This is a genomic window from Brotonthovivens ammoniilytica (genome assembly GCF_025566885.1).
Classification (GTDB): Bacteria; Bacillota; Clostridia; order Lachnospirales; family Lachnospiraceae; genus Brotonthovivens; species Brotonthovivens ammoniilytica.
On the sequence record NZ_JAOQJQ010000003.1, the window covers coordinates 336766 to 353259 of the forward strand.

16 protein-coding genes are annotated in these 16494 nt (G+C 41.5%); 11 read left to right on the top strand and 5 right to left on the bottom strand.

Going from position 1 to position 16494, the window contains the following annotated elements; translation table 11 throughout:
* Positions 1-359 precede the first annotated feature (359 nt).
* From pyrE to OCV88_RS09585, 9 genes are all read left to right on the top strand, one after another.
* Complete coding sequence (gene pyrE, locus OCV88_RS09545; RefSeq protein ID WP_158425276.1) at positions 360-1034, top strand: orotate phosphoribosyltransferase; 675 nt, start codon at positions 360-362, stop codon at positions 1032-1034.
* A gap of 17 nt (positions 1035-1051) precedes the next feature.
* Positions 1052-1516, top strand: a complete 465-nt coding sequence (locus OCV88_RS09550; RefSeq protein WP_158425277.1) for a VanZ family protein — start codon at positions 1052-1054, stop codon at positions 1514-1516.
* Entirely contained in the window at positions 1506-1850 is a 345-nt protein-coding gene (locus OCV88_RS09555) for a DUF6142 family protein (protein WP_158425278.1), read from the top strand. The genes OCV88_RS09550 and OCV88_RS09555 overlap by 11 nt, the downstream gene beginning before the upstream one ends.
* A gap of 185 nt (positions 1851-2035) precedes the next feature.
* Positions 2036-4105 (top strand): aminopeptidase, encoded by a 2070-nt coding sequence (locus tag OCV88_RS09560; protein WP_158425279.1) that lies wholly within the window; start codon positions 2036-2038, stop codon positions 4103-4105.
* A gap of 565 nt (positions 4106-4670) precedes the next feature.
* Positions 4671-5177, top strand: a complete 507-nt coding sequence (purE, locus tag OCV88_RS09565; protein ID WP_158425280.1) for a 5-(carboxyamino)imidazole ribonucleotide mutase — start codon at positions 4671-4673, stop codon at positions 5175-5177.
* A 17-nt stretch (positions 5178-5194) separates the two neighbouring features.
* Positions 5195-6220: a phosphoribosylformylglycinamidine cyclo-ligase gene (gene purM / locus OCV88_RS09570; protein WP_158425281.1), complete on the top strand. Its 1026-nt coding sequence runs from the start codon at positions 5195-5197 to the stop codon at positions 6218-6220.
* Positions 6214-6840: a phosphoribosylglycinamide formyltransferase gene (purN, locus tag OCV88_RS09575; RefSeq protein ID WP_158425282.1), complete on the top strand. Its 627-nt coding sequence runs from the start codon at positions 6214-6216 to the stop codon at positions 6838-6840. Before purM ends, purN begins: the two co-directional genes overlap by 7 nt.
* Positions 6841-6852: 12 nt before the next feature.
* The gene (gene purD, locus OCV88_RS09580) at positions 6853-8127 is read left to right on the top strand and encodes a phosphoribosylamine--glycine ligase (protein ID WP_158425283.1); all 1275 of its coding nucleotides are present in this window, start codon (positions 6853-6855) and stop codon (positions 8125-8127) included.
* Between the two features lie 3 nt (positions 8128-8130).
* The gene (locus OCV88_RS09585; RefSeq protein WP_158425284.1) at positions 8131-8775 is read left to right on the top strand and encodes an HAD family hydrolase; all 645 of its coding nucleotides are present in this window, start codon (positions 8131-8133) and stop codon (positions 8773-8775) included.
* 149 nt (positions 8776-8924) lie between these two features.
* Here OCV88_RS09585 and OCV88_RS09590 read toward each other — a convergent pair whose 3' ends face one another.
* The 4 genes from OCV88_RS09590 to OCV88_RS09605 all read right to left on the bottom strand — a co-directional run bounded on the left by OCV88_RS09590 (position 8925) and on the right by OCV88_RS09605 (position 13541).
* The gene (locus tag OCV88_RS09590) at positions 8925-10958 is read right to left on the bottom strand and encodes a hypothetical protein (RefSeq protein ID WP_158425285.1); all 2034 of its coding nucleotides are present in this window, start codon (positions 10956-10958) and stop codon (positions 8925-8927) included.
* Complete coding sequence (locus OCV88_RS09595; protein WP_158425286.1) at positions 10933-11832, bottom strand: ABC transporter ATP-binding protein; 900 nt, start codon at positions 11830-11832, stop codon at positions 10933-10935. The genes OCV88_RS09590 and OCV88_RS09595 overlap by 26 nt, the downstream gene beginning before the upstream one ends.
* Entirely contained in the window at positions 11829-12206 is a 378-nt protein-coding gene (locus OCV88_RS09600; protein WP_158425287.1) for a GntR family transcriptional regulator, read from the bottom strand. Before OCV88_RS09600 ends, OCV88_RS09595 begins: the two co-directional genes overlap by 4 nt.
* Positions 12207-12572: 366 nt before the next feature.
* Entirely contained in the window at positions 12573-13541 is a 969-nt protein-coding gene (locus OCV88_RS09605) for a beta-ketoacyl-ACP synthase III (protein WP_158425289.1), read from the bottom strand.
* Positions 13542-13699: 158 nt separating this feature from the next.
* Here OCV88_RS09605 and OCV88_RS09610 point away from each other — a divergent pair, with 158 nt between their 5' ends.
* Positions 13700-14473 carry an N-acetylmuramoyl-L-alanine amidase gene (locus tag OCV88_RS09610; RefSeq protein WP_158425290.1) on the top strand — a complete coding sequence of 258 codons (774 nt, stop codon included), beginning with the start codon at positions 13700-13702 and terminating at the stop codon, positions 14471-14473.
* 104 nt (positions 14474-14577) lie between these two features.
* The gene (locus OCV88_RS09615) at positions 14578-15096 is read left to right on the top strand and encodes a hypothetical protein (RefSeq protein ID WP_158425291.1); all 519 of its coding nucleotides are present in this window, start codon (positions 14578-14580) and stop codon (positions 15094-15096) included.
* Here OCV88_RS09615 and OCV88_RS09620 read toward each other — a convergent pair.
* Positions 15060-16328 (bottom strand): HlyC/CorC family transporter, encoded by a 1269-nt coding sequence (locus OCV88_RS09620; protein WP_158425292.1) that lies wholly within the window; start codon positions 16326-16328, stop codon positions 15060-15062. The two genes, OCV88_RS09615 and OCV88_RS09620, sit on opposite strands and share 37 nt — an antisense overlap.
* Positions 16329-16494 lie beyond the last annotated feature (166 nt).

Genomic DNA, 16494 nt, shown 5'->3' on the forward strand with positions numbered 1-16494 from the left:
ATTTGAGGAAACCGGAAAAACAGATCTTAAGAGGTCTGGTTTTCCGGTTTTACTGTTATGAATCAAAAATATCTGCAGGAAATAGAAGAATTTGGTATTGAACCTGGAATTTGTATCGTTTTAGTTTTAAGTATGCAGTGTCAATGAATCTGTGAAATACTTATCTGTTTTTATAGGGTATGTCAATTGTAAACCTGGTAAAAATATGATAAAATCAGTAAAACCTTAAAAGCGGAAAGGCAGAGGAGCATCTTCACTCTGCATCTGCAGCCAGGAAATCCGGAAAGCTTCGGATACAGATAATGAACAAGCAGATTTGAAATCTGCTTTTAGACAGATAAATGGAGGATATGAAAGGTATGGAACAGTATAAGCAGGAATTTATTGAGTTTATGGTAGCATCAGATGTTTTAAAATTCGGAGAATTTACATTAAAAAGCGGAAGAAAATCTCCTTTTTTTATGAATGCAGGTGCATATGTAACGGGAGCACAGCTGCGCAGGCTTGGACAGTACTATGCGAAAGCAATTCATGAAAATTATGGAGAGGATTTCGACGTACTGTTTGGACCGGCATATAAAGGGATACCGTTAAGTGTGGCAACTACCATTGCCTTTAGTGAACTCTATGGAAAAGATATCAGATACTGCTCAAACAGAAAAGAAGTAAAAGACCACGGCGATACAGGCATTCTGCTTGGAAGCTCCATGAAAGATGGGGACCGTGTTGTAATCATTGAGGATGTTACTACATCTGGTAAATCCATTGAAGAGACATTTCCAATTATTAAAGCACAGGGAAATGTAAATGTGGTGGGGCTTATGGTGTCCTTAAACCGTATGGAGCGGGGAAAAGGAGATAAGTGCGCTCTGGATGAGGTCAAAGATTTGTACGGATTTGAGACAAATGCCATTGTCACAATGGAAGAAGTTGTGGAATATCTTTATAATCGTCCATGTAATGGTAAAATTGTCATTGATGATACATTAAAAGCTGCTATCGACGCATACTATGAACAGTATGGTGCAAGATAGGGGATTTATGTTGTCTGATGCAGGAAAAACATTATAAAAAACTTCGTATTTTATGTAATATATTATTTTGGGTTTATATACTGGTATTGTTTTACTTTCTGTTTTTTGCGGAAATGGCAGGGCGAATGGACGAAAACAGGACTTACCATTATAACCTGGTTTTATTTAAGGAAATTACCAGGTTTATAAAGTACCGGCATCTGCTGGGCTGGGTCTGCGTGTTTCAGAATTTGATTGGGAATATTCTGATTTTTCTTCCTTTTGGAATGCTTGTTCCAATTCTGAGTAAAAGATACAAAGGATTCTTTATGGTAACACTGCTGAGCTTTGAGTTGAGTCTGGCGGTGGAGCTGATTCAGCTTATAACGAAAGTAGGCAGCTGTGATGTGGATGATATGCTGCTCAATACCATCGGAGGAATGCTGGGTTATGCATGTTATGTATGGCTTCGCAGAAGGAGGAGAAAGCACCGTGCCAAGTAGTCGCAGACAATATTTTCGAAAAACCAGAAAGGTCAGAAGACGGGAACAAAAAAATTCTGTTACCGGGATTTTATCCGGAATTTTTGGACTGACAGCACTTGTAATGTTTTTTGTATCAGTTATAAAAACATTTCAATCTGGCGGAAATTCAGGTTTTTTGCTGGGGACGGCAGGTCTTTTTGGACTGGTATTTGCAGCAGGTGCCTTTGCACTTGGAATTTTGGCCTTTAAAGAAAAAAATATTCGTCTGATTCCCCCAAGGACAGGGGCTGTGTCCGGCGGTATTTTAGCAGTCGTATATTTGGGACTTTACATTTATGGAATCATAATTTAATTCTGGCCGCTGTCTGACAGATGACGGTGGTCAAAAAATACAAAAGCCGCCGTGAACAGGATCTGGAACAGATAGGATGTTTGCGGCTCTTTTAATAAATGGGAAAATATCCGGTTTTCCAATTCTGTAAAATATCTCACAGAATAGATCAGCCGGTTTAGAGCAGGAAGGGAGTAAGTATCTTAGTGGAAAATAAAGAGATTTATCAGGAAACAGATGAAGCGTTAAAGGAGCGGCATACGCTTTTGGTTCTCCGGTTAAAGGAGATTTTGTCAGAGCGTACCGTGGAGGAAAGATACAGAGAATATTTTAAAGAAACAGCTGAGTTTCTTTTATATCTGGACAGGCTTTTAGAACAGGAGCAGAATCATACTTTATTTCAGGTATCTATGGAAGAATGTAAGAAAAGAAATGACAGGCTGTACGGCAGGTTTATGGGAGAACATTATGAAGCCTGCTTTGGAAATCCGTCATATGCTGTGAAATTATTTGGCCGGGAAGCAGGAGAGATGCTTTCCTTTATGTATTCTGAGCTGCAGGCCGGGACAGGTTATGTATTTGAGGGCAGAATGGATGCATTTGTTATGCTGGGAGAGCTGTTTGTACAGGTATATAATTGTTTTGAGGGGACCGTTGATCTGAAAGAAGCACGCCAGACAATTTACTGGTATTTTCATGATTACAGTGAAATTTTTGCCAAGCGGCAGGTAGAGGAAATGGTGGATCCCAAACTGGATTTCTGCACAAAAATTATAATGGAATCTGATTTGAGCGATCTTAGATATCTGTACCGGTATGGATTACCTGTGGGCGAAAACGAAATAAAAACGGCGGAATATTTAAACAGCATGCCGGAGACTGAGATTCAGGCTATGGCTGATACTTATACGGAAGGCTACCGCATTGGATTTGAAGTTACCGGAAAAGATATTTCGAAAAAGAAGACGGTAAGTCTTCATTACGCGCTGGGATTTGAGCGGATGATGCGGGCTGCAATTGGAAATTTTGAAAAGATTGGACTGCGCCCTACCATCGCAAAGGAGGCGTTTTCCTCTTTTTTTGGAAAAGGCGGTGCAAAACGGGGAGCATATTCTTCTTCCGTGAATAAACAGTATGATTTTGACCACCGTGAGGATAAAGCTTACTATTTCGATAAATCCTTTGTAGAACGCAGACTGGAAGCCTTAAGAACAGCCTTTGAGCAGAATAAAAAGGCGGCCGCAGAACATGGCGGGCCGGCAGTACTTGAAACCTTTGGAGAAGAACCCTTTTCGCCGGCTGTAAAAGAGGAAGCAATTCATTATTCAGAAAAGCAGCAGCAGCTTAATGTTTATCATGCCTCCATGTCCGGGCAGATAACCAATGAGTATGTAAAAGGAGAGGAGCGCAGCTTTACTATTATTGCCTATCCGGTTCCTGCAATCGGAAAACAATTTCCGGAAATATTTGCTGAAACTGTGAAAATTAATACACTGGATTATAAAAAATATCAGAATATCCAGCAGAAACTGATTGATGTTTTGGACACCGCAAGAGAGGTACGTATTAAAGGAAAAGGAGCAAACCAGACAGATCTCACCGTATCCATATGGGCGTTAGAAGAACCGGCCCGCCAGACAGCCTTTGAAAACTGTGTTGCCGATGTGAACATCCCTGTGGGGGAGGTCTTTACTTCGCCGGTATTAAAAGAGACCAGCGGGATTCTTCATGTATCAGAAGTGTTTTTAAATGAATTGCAATATCAGAATCTGACACTGGAATTTAAAGATGGTATGATTAAGAAGTACAGCTGTACGAACTTTGAAAAGATAGAAGAAAATGAAAAATATATCAAAGATAATGTGCTGATGCATCATGATACACTGCCCATGGGAGAATTTGCCATTGGAACCAATACAACAGCTTACCGGATGGGAAGAAAGTTTAAAATCAACGACAAACTGCCTATTTTAATTGCAGAAAAATGCGGCCCTCACTTTGCTGTGGGCGATACCTGCTATTCCCATGCGGAAGATATGAGGGTCTATAATCCTGACGGAAAAGAGATCATGCCCAGAGACAATGAAATATCTGTTCAGAGAAAAGAAGATATCAGCAAAGCCTATTTTAACTGTCATACAGACATTACCATTCCCTATGATGAACTTGACAGTATCATCGTTGTTCAGAAAAACGGAACAGAAATACCTGTTATTTTAGACGGAAAATTTGTAGTGCCGGGAACAGAAGAATTAAACGTACCTTTAGAATCATAGAAAAAGAGTACAGCTAATGAAACAACCAGTTTTAATTAGCAACGCTAATAAATCATATCATAATTTGTAATTAGAAATTGAACCCAATATACGTTACAATATTCACGAAAGCAATGAGCAGTGCCATCGGCAGCAGGGGCAAATAATGTGGCTGCTTGCAGACAAAAATATTTGCCCCTGCTGCCGATGATAGGGCGAAAGCCCGTGACCTGGAAAAGCGGAGATTTTCCAGGTTACAGCCCTGCTCAATATGTAAGGGAAAGATAGGGCGAAAGCCCGTGACCTGGAAAAGCGGAGATTTTCCAGGTTACAGCCCTGCTCAATATGTAAGGGAAAGATAGGGCGAAAGCCCGTGACCTGGAAAAGCGGAGATTTTCCAGGTCACAGCCCTGCTCAATATGTAAGGAAAAGATAGGGCGAAAGCCCGTGACCTGGAAAAACGGAGATTTTCCAGGTTACAGCACTGCGCAAAAAGTAGAGAGAGGCAGTGACTGCTTGCAGACAGTGCGCTCTGTAAACAAAGAACTATTAATTAATTTATTCACATAAAAAGGAGATTACAATTATGGCTAAAGTAGGAATTGTAATGGGTAGTGATTCCGATATGCCGGTTATGGCAAAGGCAGCGGAAATTTTAGAAAAACTGGGAATTGAGTATGAAATGACTATTATTTCCGCTCACCGGGAACCGGATGTTTTTTATGAGTATGCTACATCAGCGGAAAGTAAAGGATTTAAAGTAATTATTGCCGGCGCTGGAAAAGCAGCTCATTTACCGGGAATGTGCGCAGCTATTTTCCCGATGCCGGTGATTGGAATTCCTATGAAGACATCTGATCTTGGGGGTGTGGATTCACTGTATTCTATTGTTCAGATGCCATCCGGGATACCGGTTGCTACAGTTGCCATTAATGGTGGAGCAAATGCAGGGATTCTTGCAGCAAAAATTCTTGCTGCATCAGATCCTGAATTACTTGAGCGTGTGAAAGATTATTCTAAAGAACTGAAACAACAGGTTCAGGAAAAAGATGCGAAGCTGCAGGAAATCGGTTACAAAGCATACATGAAATAATCAGGGGAGGATTCATAATGGATTACAAAAACGCGGGAGTAGATATTGAAGCCGGATACAAATCCGTAGAATTAATGAAAAAACACGTTCAGGGAACCATGCGCCCGGAGGTGCTGACAAATCTTGGAGGATTTTCCGGAGCGTTTTCTATGGAAAAATTTAAAGAGATGGAAAAACCCACATTGGTTTCAGGAACGGACGGCGTTGGAACAAAGCTGAAACTGGCATTTATTCTGGACAAGCATGATACGGTGGGGATTGACTGTGTAGCTATGTGTGTCAACGACATTGCATGTGCAGGCGGCGAACCGCTGTTTTTCCTTGATTATATTGCCTGTGGAAAAAATACACCTGAAAAGATTGCGGATATTGTAAAAGGTGTGGCAGAGGGATGCAAGCAGTCAGATGCAGCGTTAATCGGCGGTGAGACTGCCGAGATGCCAGGCTTTTATCCGGAAGATGAATATGATCTTGCAGGGTTTGCGGTAGGTGTGGTAGATGAAAAAGACCTGATTACAGGAAAAGACTTAAAAGCCGGGGATGTGCTGATCGGTATGGCCTCTTCCGGTGTTCACTCTAATGGATTTTCACTGGTGCGAAAGGTATTCCGTATGGAAAAAGAGGCGCTGGATACGTATTATGATGAGCTGGGAACAACATTAGGGGAAGCCTTGATTGCTCCTACAAAAATCTATGTAAAAGCGCTGCATTCTGTAAAAGAAGCTGGAGTTACGATTAAAGGCTGCAGTCATATTACCGGCGGCGGATTTTATGAAAATATTCCCCGGATGCTTCCGGAAGGCAGACGGGCGTTTGTAAAAAAGGACAGCTATCAGATTCCGCCAATTTTTACATTGCTGGCAAGAGAAGGCAAGATTGAAGAACAGATGATGTACAATACATATAATATGGGGCTTGGAATGATACTGGCAGTAGAACCGGCGGATGCAGATAAAGCAATGGAAGCAATCCGGGCAGCAGGAGAGACACCATATATAGTAGGCCAGATTGAAGACGGAGAAAAAGGAGTTACTGTATGCTAAAAATCGCAGTACTGGTTTCCGGCGGCGGGACAAATCTGCAGGCGCTTATAGATGCAATTGAGAATGGTACGGTTACAAATGCTCAGATCGTATCTGTAATCAGCAACAATAAAAATGCTTATGCGCTGGAACGGGCAGAAAAACACGGGATTTTTCATCAATGCATTTCCCCCAAGGATTTTGAGATGAGGGAGCAGTTTCATGATGCGCTGCTGCAGGCTTTAGAGACGGCAGAGGCGGATCTGATTGTGCTTGCAGGGTATCTGGTAGTGATCCCTGAAAAGATGATAAAGAAGTATAGAAACCGTATTATTAATATTCATCCCTCTTTAATTCCTTCTTTTTGTGGAACCGGGTTTTATGGGCTGAAAGTTCATGAAGGGGCATTAAAAAGAGGGGTAAAGCTTACAGGAGCTACCTGTCATTTTGTGGACGAGGGAACAGATACCGGACCTATTATTCTGCAGAAGGCAGTGGAGGTGAAAGAAGATGATACCCCGGAAACCCTGCAGCGGCGGGTTATGGAAGAAGCAGAATGGGTGATTCTGCCAAGAGCGGTGCATCTGATTGCCAATGGACAGGTTTCTGTGGAAAACGGCTTTGTTAAGATTTCTCAGTAAGAGGAGGATAAGATGAAAGTATTAATCGTAGGAAGCGGCGGAAGAGAACATGCCATTGCAGATGCAGCGGCAAAAAGCAGTCGTGTGGATAAAATATACTGTGCACCGGGGAATGCCGGAATTGGTCAGATTGCGGAATGTGTTGCTATTGGCGCTATGGAGTTTGAAAAACTGGCGGCCTTTGCACAGGAAAAAGAAATTGATCTGACAATTATCGGTATGGATGATCCACTGGTTGGCGGTATTGTAGATGTATTTGAAGAAAAGGGACTGAGAGTATTTGGCCCTAGAAAAGATGCGGCAATCCTTGAAGGATCCAAAGCTTTTTCCAAAGATCTTATGAAAAAATATCAGATTCCAACAGCCGGCTATGAGACTTTTGATGATCCGAAAGCTGCGCTGGCTTATCTTGAGACCGCTAAGATGCCTATTGTATTAAAGGCAGACGGTCTGGCTCTTGGGAAAGGCGTTTTAATTTGTCAGACTCTTGAGGAGGCAAAGGCCGGCGTAAAAGAAATCATGGAGGACAAGAAGTTTGGCTCTGCAGGAAACCATATGGTTATCGAAGAATTTATGACCGGACGGGAAGTGTCTGTGCTGTCTTTTGTAGATGGAAAGACAATCCGGATTATGTCCTCAGCACAGGATCATAAGCGGGCAAAGGACGGAGACCAGGGGCTTAATACTGGTGGTATGGGTACATTTTCTCCAAGTCCGTTTTATACAAAGGAAGTGGATGAGTTCTGCAGAAAATATATTTACCAGGCAACGGTTGATGCTATGGCGGCAGAAGGAAGAGACTTTAAAGGCATTATTTTCTTTGGGCTAATGCTGACAGAAGAAGGGCCAAAGGTGCTTGAGTACAATGCCAGGTTCGGTGACCCGGAAGCCCAGGTTGTACTTCCACGGATGAAAAATGATATCATTGATGTAATAGAAGCATGTGTGGATGGCACCCTGGATCAGATTCAGCTGGAATTTGAAGACAATGCCTGCGTCTGCGTTGTACTGGCAAGTGACGGCTATCCGGTCGCTTATGAAAAAGGAAAAGTGATATCGGGTCTGGAAGAATTTGACCAGCACGAGGGATACTATTGTTATCATGCAGGAACAAAATTGACGGAAGATGGGAAATTTGCCACCAACGGCGGCCGTGTTCTTGGTGTGACTGCCAAGGGGAAAGATTTAAAAGAGGCCCGTTTGAATGCTTACAAAGCAGCGGAATGGGTTTCCTTTGACAATAAATATATGCGTCATGATATCGGAAAGGCAATTGACGAGGCTTAAAGAATGAAAAAAGGCGTTATTTTTGACTTGGATGGAACCCTGTGGGATGCGGCAGATCAGATTGTGGTTTCCTGGAATCAAACAATTTTGAGATTTCCCGAGGTTAGAGAGGTGCTTACCAGAAAGCGTCTGGAAGAGGAGCTTGGTAAACCTATGGATCAGATTGCTGTATCGCTGTTTCCATACTTGTCTTACCAACGTGCTGTTGAGATTATAAATGTCTGCGGTGAGGATGAGAACAGGTATCTAAAAGAACACGGAGCAGTTTTGTATCAGGGGCTGGAAGAAAGTTTTAAGGTGTTGTCAGAAGACTATCCTCTTTATATTGTCAGTAACTGTCAAAGAGGGTACATTGAAGCGTTTTTGGAATATTACCGGTTTACTGGTTATTTTCAGGATACCGAATGTTATGGAAATACACAAAAGTCAAAAGGCGATAACATACGCAGTCTGCTCCAGAGAAATCAGATTGATCGGGCGGTTTATGTAGGTGATACCATGGGCGATTATGAAGCCTGCAGACAGGCTGGGATTCCCTTTATATGGGCGTCCTATGGATTTGGAGAAGTGCGGGAAGCTGACGCAGAGATTTCATCCATTCTTGAGCTTCCAAAGATTTTGAAACATATCTGGAACCAGCTCTTTTGACGGCAGATATTTTCAGGCAGTGTATATAATTTTTTGAAAAAGAGAAGCAAAATAACAGCCCTGGGGATTGAAAGGTTGAATTTCAATCCCTAGGGCTGAATTTTATACAAGAAAGATTTAGCTTTGTTTTCTATAACATGAAGCCAGAATCATTCATACTGAGAATAGTAGTCGTCATACTGTTCACCGGTAATCAGATCAGATTCGCTGGTGATCAAACCAAGTGTTTGTAATGCTTCTATGGTGTGTCTGCAGTCTGCATTAAATTGTAAATAAGCATCTGTCGTATTCAGAGATTCATCCGGTCCTGAAGAGATACTTGTAACGTAACTGCCGCCAAATACCGGCTGTACGATGTCATTGTTCATGTATTTTTCTGGAGAAGGAGGCGATTTGATGCCGTCCTCGGAGTAGAAAATCAGTGACAGCGTATTGTAATAAGTATCTGCTGTTTCTTTATTCAGATCATCAATATTCAATGCAAGACTGCCTTCTTCTAGATCTTTTTTGTAGGCCTCAAAAATAACCTTTGCCTGTTTGGAAGTCAGTTCTATGTTGTGCTCTTCTATTGTTTTCCCCAGAGAAAGGGTTGAAAAATTACCGCCTCTAAGGTCTGCATCTTTATAATTTTCACATATGATATTTTTTAAATATATATCTGTATCAGATAATATCTTACGAAGCTGTGAAGCCGCACTTTGAGAATCGCTGAATGCTTCTTTAGTAACAGGAATAATGTAGGCTCTTGTTAAGTGCGAACCATCTGACAGATAATAGGTCAGTGTAATTCCAGTAGAAGTAATGGCTGTATCCTGGCTGTCGTCGCCGTAAGATGTATCGCTGTACAACGCGGTGTAGGAAAAGAAATCCTGGTTATTTTGATATTTTTTGTATTTCTGCTTGTGGTCTACGATTTCATGGTGGATATCAAGAATCTGCTGAATCATATCCTGATCGTCTGTAGTGAAATCCTGTGTGCTGGAGACTGTTACCGCTTCTATATTCCTTTTTTCCGGAACAGTTTCTTCAAAACGGAAGATATCTCCTTTTAGGCAGCCAAGAAATCCCAGTGTGATACCAATACAAATGATAAGCTGAGGCACAGATTTTCTTTTAAATACCCGAAAACGTTTCTGTAGAAGCATCTCAGCAATGAAATACCAGATGCCTGCAAAGATGGCCGTTAAAATCAGCAGAGCAGGAAAATAATATCTTGCTGTATGGAAAAACAGCTCGGAGAAGAAATAACCGGTGCCTAGTCCCGCCATACAAGCGATCAGCCAGCGAAAAACAGGCTTTAACCACCGTACAGCCACAATATCTCCGGAGGTTTCCAGTTGTCTGCGCTGATATAAAACTGCTGAAAATATAAGCAGCAGCACTGCCGGGATACAATAAAGCAGAATATATCTGCCCCCTGTTAAGGAAATAGAGACAGCAGCTCCACTGTCTGACGTTTTGGTCTGTACAGATACAAAGTAGCTTAAGAATGTATAAGGAGACAAAAACTCACCCTGGGAGGCGGAAGTATCATAAAATAGTGTCGTGTCCACACTGGAAAAACCAAAACAGATGGCTGCCAGAAGATTGGACAGTAAAAATTTAATCAGCCGGAAAACTGCCAGAATCAGAACAAAATAAGCTGCACTGGCACAGATATGCCCGCTGAGCATACAGCAGAAAACGCTGAGTGTGTAGAAGAAGAATGTCATTCCCATAACATACAGCAGCCAGAAGAAAAGATGCTCAACATTGGTAATCCCGCGGATAATACAAATAATCAGGCTGGATAAAAATGTAACCGCCTGAGGGATGACCAGAAACAGCAGTCCGGAAACATAGTTTGTAGTGAAAAGTTCACTTCGCTTCAGCGGCAGGGCATGAATCATATTGCAGCTTCTGGCAGAAAACAAATATGAAAACATGGCGATGGCACAAATAATTGAAAACAGGCAAATCAAAAAGACGCTCAGACCGGTATCGAGTGTAGAAGCCAGTGAGGTTAATTTCAAACTTGTAATATCACTTTCTGACAGCCCCGGATAGGAAGCGCCTGTCTGCATAAACAGAGACAGCGGAATAATAACCAGAAGAATAATCAGGTATAAGGTCCAGACCGGCCAGAACCGGTTAATATTTTTCTGAAAGATCGTCCGGTTAAAACAGGATGTCTTTGATTTCATAATTGGCCCCTCCCATTTCATAAATAAATATTTCTTCCAGAGACAGTGGTATGATGTCAATCAGCATTGGATGTTCTGCTTCCAGCCTGGCCTTTGCCTCCTGCGGATTCCCTTTAACGATTAAGGTGTATACGCGGCCGATATTGGACATATGCAGAATTTCAAAATCATCAGGCAGTGCCGGCATGCCTTCCTGAAATGCAACCTGAATTTTAGAAACAGATCCTTGAAGTTCTGTAAGTGTACGTTCCAGCATGATTTTTCCCTGATGCATAATTCCCACGTGGTCGCAGATATCTTCCAGTTCTCTTAGATTATGTGATGAAATCAGTACGGTAATGTCGTGTTCGGCTACCTCTGATAAAATAATTCCCCAGATCTGCCGGCGCATAACCGGGTCTAATCCGTCAATAGGCTCGTCTAGAATCATCAGTTCCGGTTTCGAACAGATAGCAAGCCAGAAGGCAACCTGTTTTTGCATTCCCTTTGAAAGATGCCGTATGTTTCGTTTCATATCTATTGCCGGAAAAAAGTCTTTGAGTCTGGAGAAAAGATCAGAGTCAAACCGGGGATAGATTCCCTGATAAAATTTTTTCATGTCCAGCGTATTTGCCTGGAGAAAATAAAACAGATCATCCGGAATATATGAGATCTTTTTTTTGGCATTTACATTATCCCACACAGGTTCACCGTCAATGAGAACAGAACCGGAATCCGGCTGATAAATGCCTGTAATATTTCGGATAATAGTAGATTTTCCGGCTCCGTTAGGTCCTACAAGTCCATAAACAGCCCCTTTGGGAACGTGCATAGAAACCTGATTCAGAGCTTTAAAACCGTGAAATTCTTTTGTAACATTATCTACCTGAATCAAGAATTGCCCCTCCTTTCCGCAGTCCGCAGAACATGATCACATAAATCAGAAACCGGGACAGATAAAAAAAGCAGCTCTGCAACAAGATCATCAAACCGGGTCAGAAGATCTTTCTGGCGTTTCGTCTGAGAGCTGCTGTTTGCAGAAGAAGCAAAGGTGCCTTTTCCAGGAACAGTATAAATATAGCCTTCATTTTCCAGCTCCCGGTATGCGCGTTGAATGGTATTAGGATTAATTGTGAGTGTAGAGGCAAGTTCTCTGACAGACGGCAGTTTCTCGTTTTCATGAATAGAGTGAGTGATCAGCAGCTGTCGGAGGTTGTCTTTAATCTGTTCGTAAAAAGGCCGGGTATCCCGGTAATTTAGTTGGAACATATACTCCTCCTTCTAAGTGTACCAATAAATATAATACAGTAACTATAGCATTCATACGCACCCATAGCAAGAAAGATAAACAGAAAAAAATCTTAAGACTTTTTGTAGCTACAAGCCATGCAGGGATAAAAAAGAGACTGCTGTTCTTAGGGAAAACTTGTTTTTCAAGAAGAACAGCAGTCTCTTTTTTAGACATATACGGCGCCAGCCGTAAACTGACAAAATCTATGATTTTGGAAGTTGCATGGCTTTTAAAATCATTAGGCATATACGGCGCCAGCCGTAAACTGACAAAATCTACGATTTTGGAAGTTGCATGGCGTTTAAAATCATTAGGCATATACGGCGCCTTATTTCGGTATAATTTTATTTCCAGGTTAGAACGGCGCTTCCCCAGGTCAGTCCGGCTCCGAATCCGGCCAGAACAATGGTATCTCCGGATTTAATCATCCCTTTCTGACGAACTTCATCCAGAAGCAGTGGAATAGAGGCACCGGAGGTGTTTCCGCAGTGGTCCATGTTACATGGAAATTTATCCATGGAAATTTTTAATTTGTGTGCAATAGACTGGTTAATTCTTAAATTTGCCTGATGAAGCAGGAATAAATCTACATCTTCCGGTGTCAGTCCGGCGTCATCTAATGTTTTAAGAATACTTTTAGGAACCGTTTTTACCGCAAACTTAAATACTTCCGGGCCATTCATATACAGAAAATCCATTGGTTTTTCTTCAGGGACAAAAGGATTATGATTTTCTCTGTTTTTCACAATTAAAGCGTTGCTTTTATTTCCGTCGCTTCCAAGGGAACAGGCCATAAGACCTGTGTCGGCAGCCTCTACCACGGCGGCGCCTGCTCCGTCGGCAAAGAGTACGCAGACAGACCGGTCGTTCCAGTCAACAATTCTTGACAATGTTTCAACTCCAACCAGCAGTGCATTTTTATACATTCCTGACTGAAAAAAGGAGTCTGCCGTACTGAGGGCATAAATAAAACCGGAGCATGCGGCATTTAGATCAAATGCAGCTGCCCTGTCCGCTCCAAGACGCCCCTGTATATCGCAGGCAGTGCTTGGAACAAGAGTATCTGCCGTACAGGTGGCCACAATAATCAGGTCAAGGTCCTCCGGTTTCATATGAGCGTCATCCAGAGCTTTTTTTGCTGCTTCATATGCCATAGAAGCAGATGTTTCATGTTCGGAAACAAGATGTCTAGAATGGATGCCGGTACGGCTGCTGATCCATTCATCATTTGTATCTACAATTGTAGAAAGAAAATCATTTGTTGCAATATTTTCAGGAAGATAGCTTCCTGTACCTATAATTTGTGCTCGCATATGTATCACCATTTCATTTTAGTTTGATAATCAAAATAATATACAAGAAGTATAAAAAAAAACGATAGGTTTGTCAATAATAGAAAAGCGGAAATGTATTAATATGGAATGTCAGGCATATATTGAAAATTATAAAGAAAACGGAAAGAGGATACTATATGGCGGTACAGATCATATTAGATGCCGGACACGGTGGATTTGACAACGGAGCAGTCTTTCGGGAAAGAAACGAAAAGGATGAGGTGCTGAGGCTTGCGCTGGCAGTAGGTGAAAAACTGGAACAGGCCGGGTATCCGGTGGGATATACAAGAACGGAGGATATTTATGAATCTCCCTATCAGAAGGCACAGAGGGCCAATGAGATGGGAGGGCAGTTTTTTATTTCTTTTCATAGAAATTCTGCCATTGAAGACAATCTGTATCAGGGCGTTCAGGCTCTAGTCTGCGATATGGAAAACGAGGAATCCGTTATGCTTGGGGAAAATATAAACCGGGAAATGGAAAAACTGGGTTTTCGGAATCTGGGAACAGAAGCAATTCCTGATCTGATAGTTTTAAAAAATACCCAGATGCCGGCGGTACTTGTGGAAATTGGATTTATAAACAGTGAAGAAGATAACGAACTATTTGATACAAAGTTTGAAGAAATTGTTCAGGCGGCGGTTAACGGAATTGAACTGACCCTCCCTGTTAAAGTCCAGGAAGTGGAAACCACCCATCGGTTTTTTGTTCAAACCGGCCTTTTTAAATATGACGTAAATGCTGCCTATCAGTTAGAGCGCCTGCAGATACTGGGATTTGACGGAACAATTCATTATGAAGAGCCGTATTACGGTGTCTGGGTGGGAAGCACTCAGACTCTTGAAGAGGCGGTAGATCTGCAAAACCAGCTGCGTGAAAATGGCTATTCCACGTTTATTGTAGCAGAATAAAATCTTTACATTTGTCGGCTATTTGTTATAATTTAAGAATATTTCAGATCTATTTTATCAAATCCAGATACATGTCAGATGTGCGCTTTAGAACAGGAGCGCCAATGAAACAAAGTATTCTTTTAAGTTTTTTTAGTCCCGGTGAATGGAAAACAGAATATTCAAAGACAGAGCTGTTCTCGGATTTATTTGAACAATGGCCGGAGCTTATCTGCATTGACTGTAAAAACAACAAAGATCCGCGGTCTCTTAAGCTGTTAAGAGAAGCGGATCTGACTGTAGTATGGTTAAAGCAGGATCCTGTCCTGCTTAAGAATTTTTTTGAACAGTTCAACAGGGCAGACAGGAATGTTATTTTTATTATTTATGATTATTTTGAATTGTCAGACTGGAATAAATCATGGCTGATTCAAACTTATCGAATCCAGGAAGAACAGATTTGTGTGCTTCCGTACAATTCACGAATTGGATGGCTCAGCGAGAAAGGACGATTAAAGCAGTACCTGAAAAGCCCCTGTGGAAATGGGATTTCAGAGTATTGCAGTGAGTTTTATTGGTCTTTCAAAGAAGCCTGCAGAAAAATTTATCAGGCACTGACAAGATCTTCCGGCAGCTTCATGTAGATTTTAATAATGCGGTTTTTATCTTTCATGGAAACCTGAAGGAAAACGCCGTTGGGGGCAGTAACAGATTCCCGCAGCTTTGGCAGATGATCCAGCAGACCGATCATATACCCTGCGATGGAGTCATAGTCATCAGATTCAAAATTTACTCCCAGCATATCGCTTAAATCTTCCAAATTCATAGAGCCTTCCACCAGATATTCTGCGGGAGATATTTTTACAACAGGATTGTCATCTTCCTCATCGTATTCATCCTGAATATCTCCTACAATTTCTTCTAACAGATCTTCCATTGTAATAAGGCCGGAGGTAACCCCGTATTCATCTAGAACAATAGCAATATTAATAGAAGAGCTTCTCATTTCTACAAGCAATTCAGCAGTATTTTTCTGCTCGTAAGTAAAATATGGTTTTCTCAGTATATTCCGCAGAGAGAATGCGTCTTTGTCTTCACATAAAAGAAGATCTTTGACATTTAAAATTCCTGTGATGTCATCAGGACTTTCTTCATAAACCGGAATTCTGGTGAATTTATCCTGGCGGAAAATTGCAAGCAGCTCCTCATATGAACTGTCTGCCTGGGCAAAGGTCATATCAATTTTAGGTACCATGATTTCCCTTGCCTGAGTGTCGCCGAAATCAAACATATTGTTGATCATTTCTTTTTCTTCTGTTTCAATGACGCCGGATTCATGGCCAACATCTACGATGGTGCGCAGTTCGCTTTCTGTCATAGTTTTTTGTGCTTCATCCGCCTGAACACCCAGAAGTCTTAAAAGGCCCATAGCCAATGCCTGAATAATAAAAATAACGGGCGTCATGATTTTCATGATAATCCATATAATTTTGGCAAACCGGAGGGAAATTTTTTCTGCACGGATAGTTGCCATTGTCTTAGGAGAAATTTCACCAAAAATCAATATTAAAACGGTCAGTATGCCGGTAGCAATACCGGCTCCTGCATTGCCAAACAGCTGAATGGCCAGTGTGGTTGCCAGAGAAGATGCAGAAATATTCACGATGTTATTTCCGATTAGAATTGCGCTGAGCATTTTTTGTGAGTTATCAGTTACTTTTAATACCATTTCCGCGCGTTTATCTCCTGCTTCGGCAAGAGAACGCATACGTATTTTATTAGAGGTTGTCAGCGCTGTTTCAGAAGATGAAAAAAATGCAGATAACGCAAGCAGTACAACCAGTATAATAAGCTGAAATAGAATGGCCGGATTCAAATAATCACCTCGTATTTAAAAATTTACATATATATCATGTACAAAAAGTAATATGTCTTTTCACTATATCGTAAAATGTAAAAAATGGCAAATGCAAAATAATTTCAATAATTGCATGAAAAGTATCATATATCCTGAAAGTCTGACATATATATAGTAACAGGAG

Bases quoted from the DNA above. Each gene is read 5' to 3' on its own strand.
- purD (WP_158425283.1), top strand. From the start codon at position 6,853: ATGAAAGTATTAATCGTAGGAAGCGGCGGAAGAGAACATGCCATTGCA.
- purN (WP_158425282.1), top strand. From the start codon at position 6,214: ATGCTAAAAATCGCAGTACTGGTTTCCGGCGGCGGGACAAATCTGCAG.
- OCV88_RS09590 (WP_158425285.1), bottom strand. From the start codon at position 10,958: ATGAAATCAAAGACATCCTGTTTTAACCGGACGATCTTTCAGAAAAAT.
- OCV88_RS09610 (WP_158425290.1), top strand. From the start codon at position 13,700: ATGGCGGTACAGATCATATTAGATGCCGGACACGGTGGATTTGACAAC.
- OCV88_RS09615 (WP_158425291.1), top strand. From the start codon at position 14,578: ATGAAACAAAGTATTCTTTTAAGTTTTTTTAGTCCCGGTGAATGGAAA.
- OCV88_RS09585 (WP_158425284.1), top strand. From the start codon at position 8,131: ATGAAAAAAGGCGTTATTTTTGACTTGGATGGAACCCTGTGGGATGCG.
- pyrE (WP_158425276.1), top strand. From the start codon at position 360: ATGGAACAGTATAAGCAGGAATTTATTGAGTTTATGGTAGCATCAGAT.
- OCV88_RS09550 (WP_158425277.1), top strand. From the start codon at position 1,052: ATGCAGGAAAAACATTATAAAAAACTTCGTATTTTATGTAATATATTA.
- purE (WP_158425280.1), top strand. From the start codon at position 4,671: ATGGCTAAAGTAGGAATTGTAATGGGTAGTGATTCCGATATGCCGGTT.
- OCV88_RS09605 (WP_158425289.1), bottom strand. From the start codon at position 13,541: ATGCGAGCACAAATTATAGGTACAGGAAGCTATCTTCCTGAAAATATT.
- OCV88_RS09600 (WP_158425287.1), bottom strand. From the start codon at position 12,206: ATGTTCCAACTAAATTACCGGGATACCCGGCCTTTTTACGAACAGATT.
- purM (WP_158425281.1), top strand. From the start codon at position 5,195: ATGGATTACAAAAACGCGGGAGTAGATATTGAAGCCGGATACAAATCC.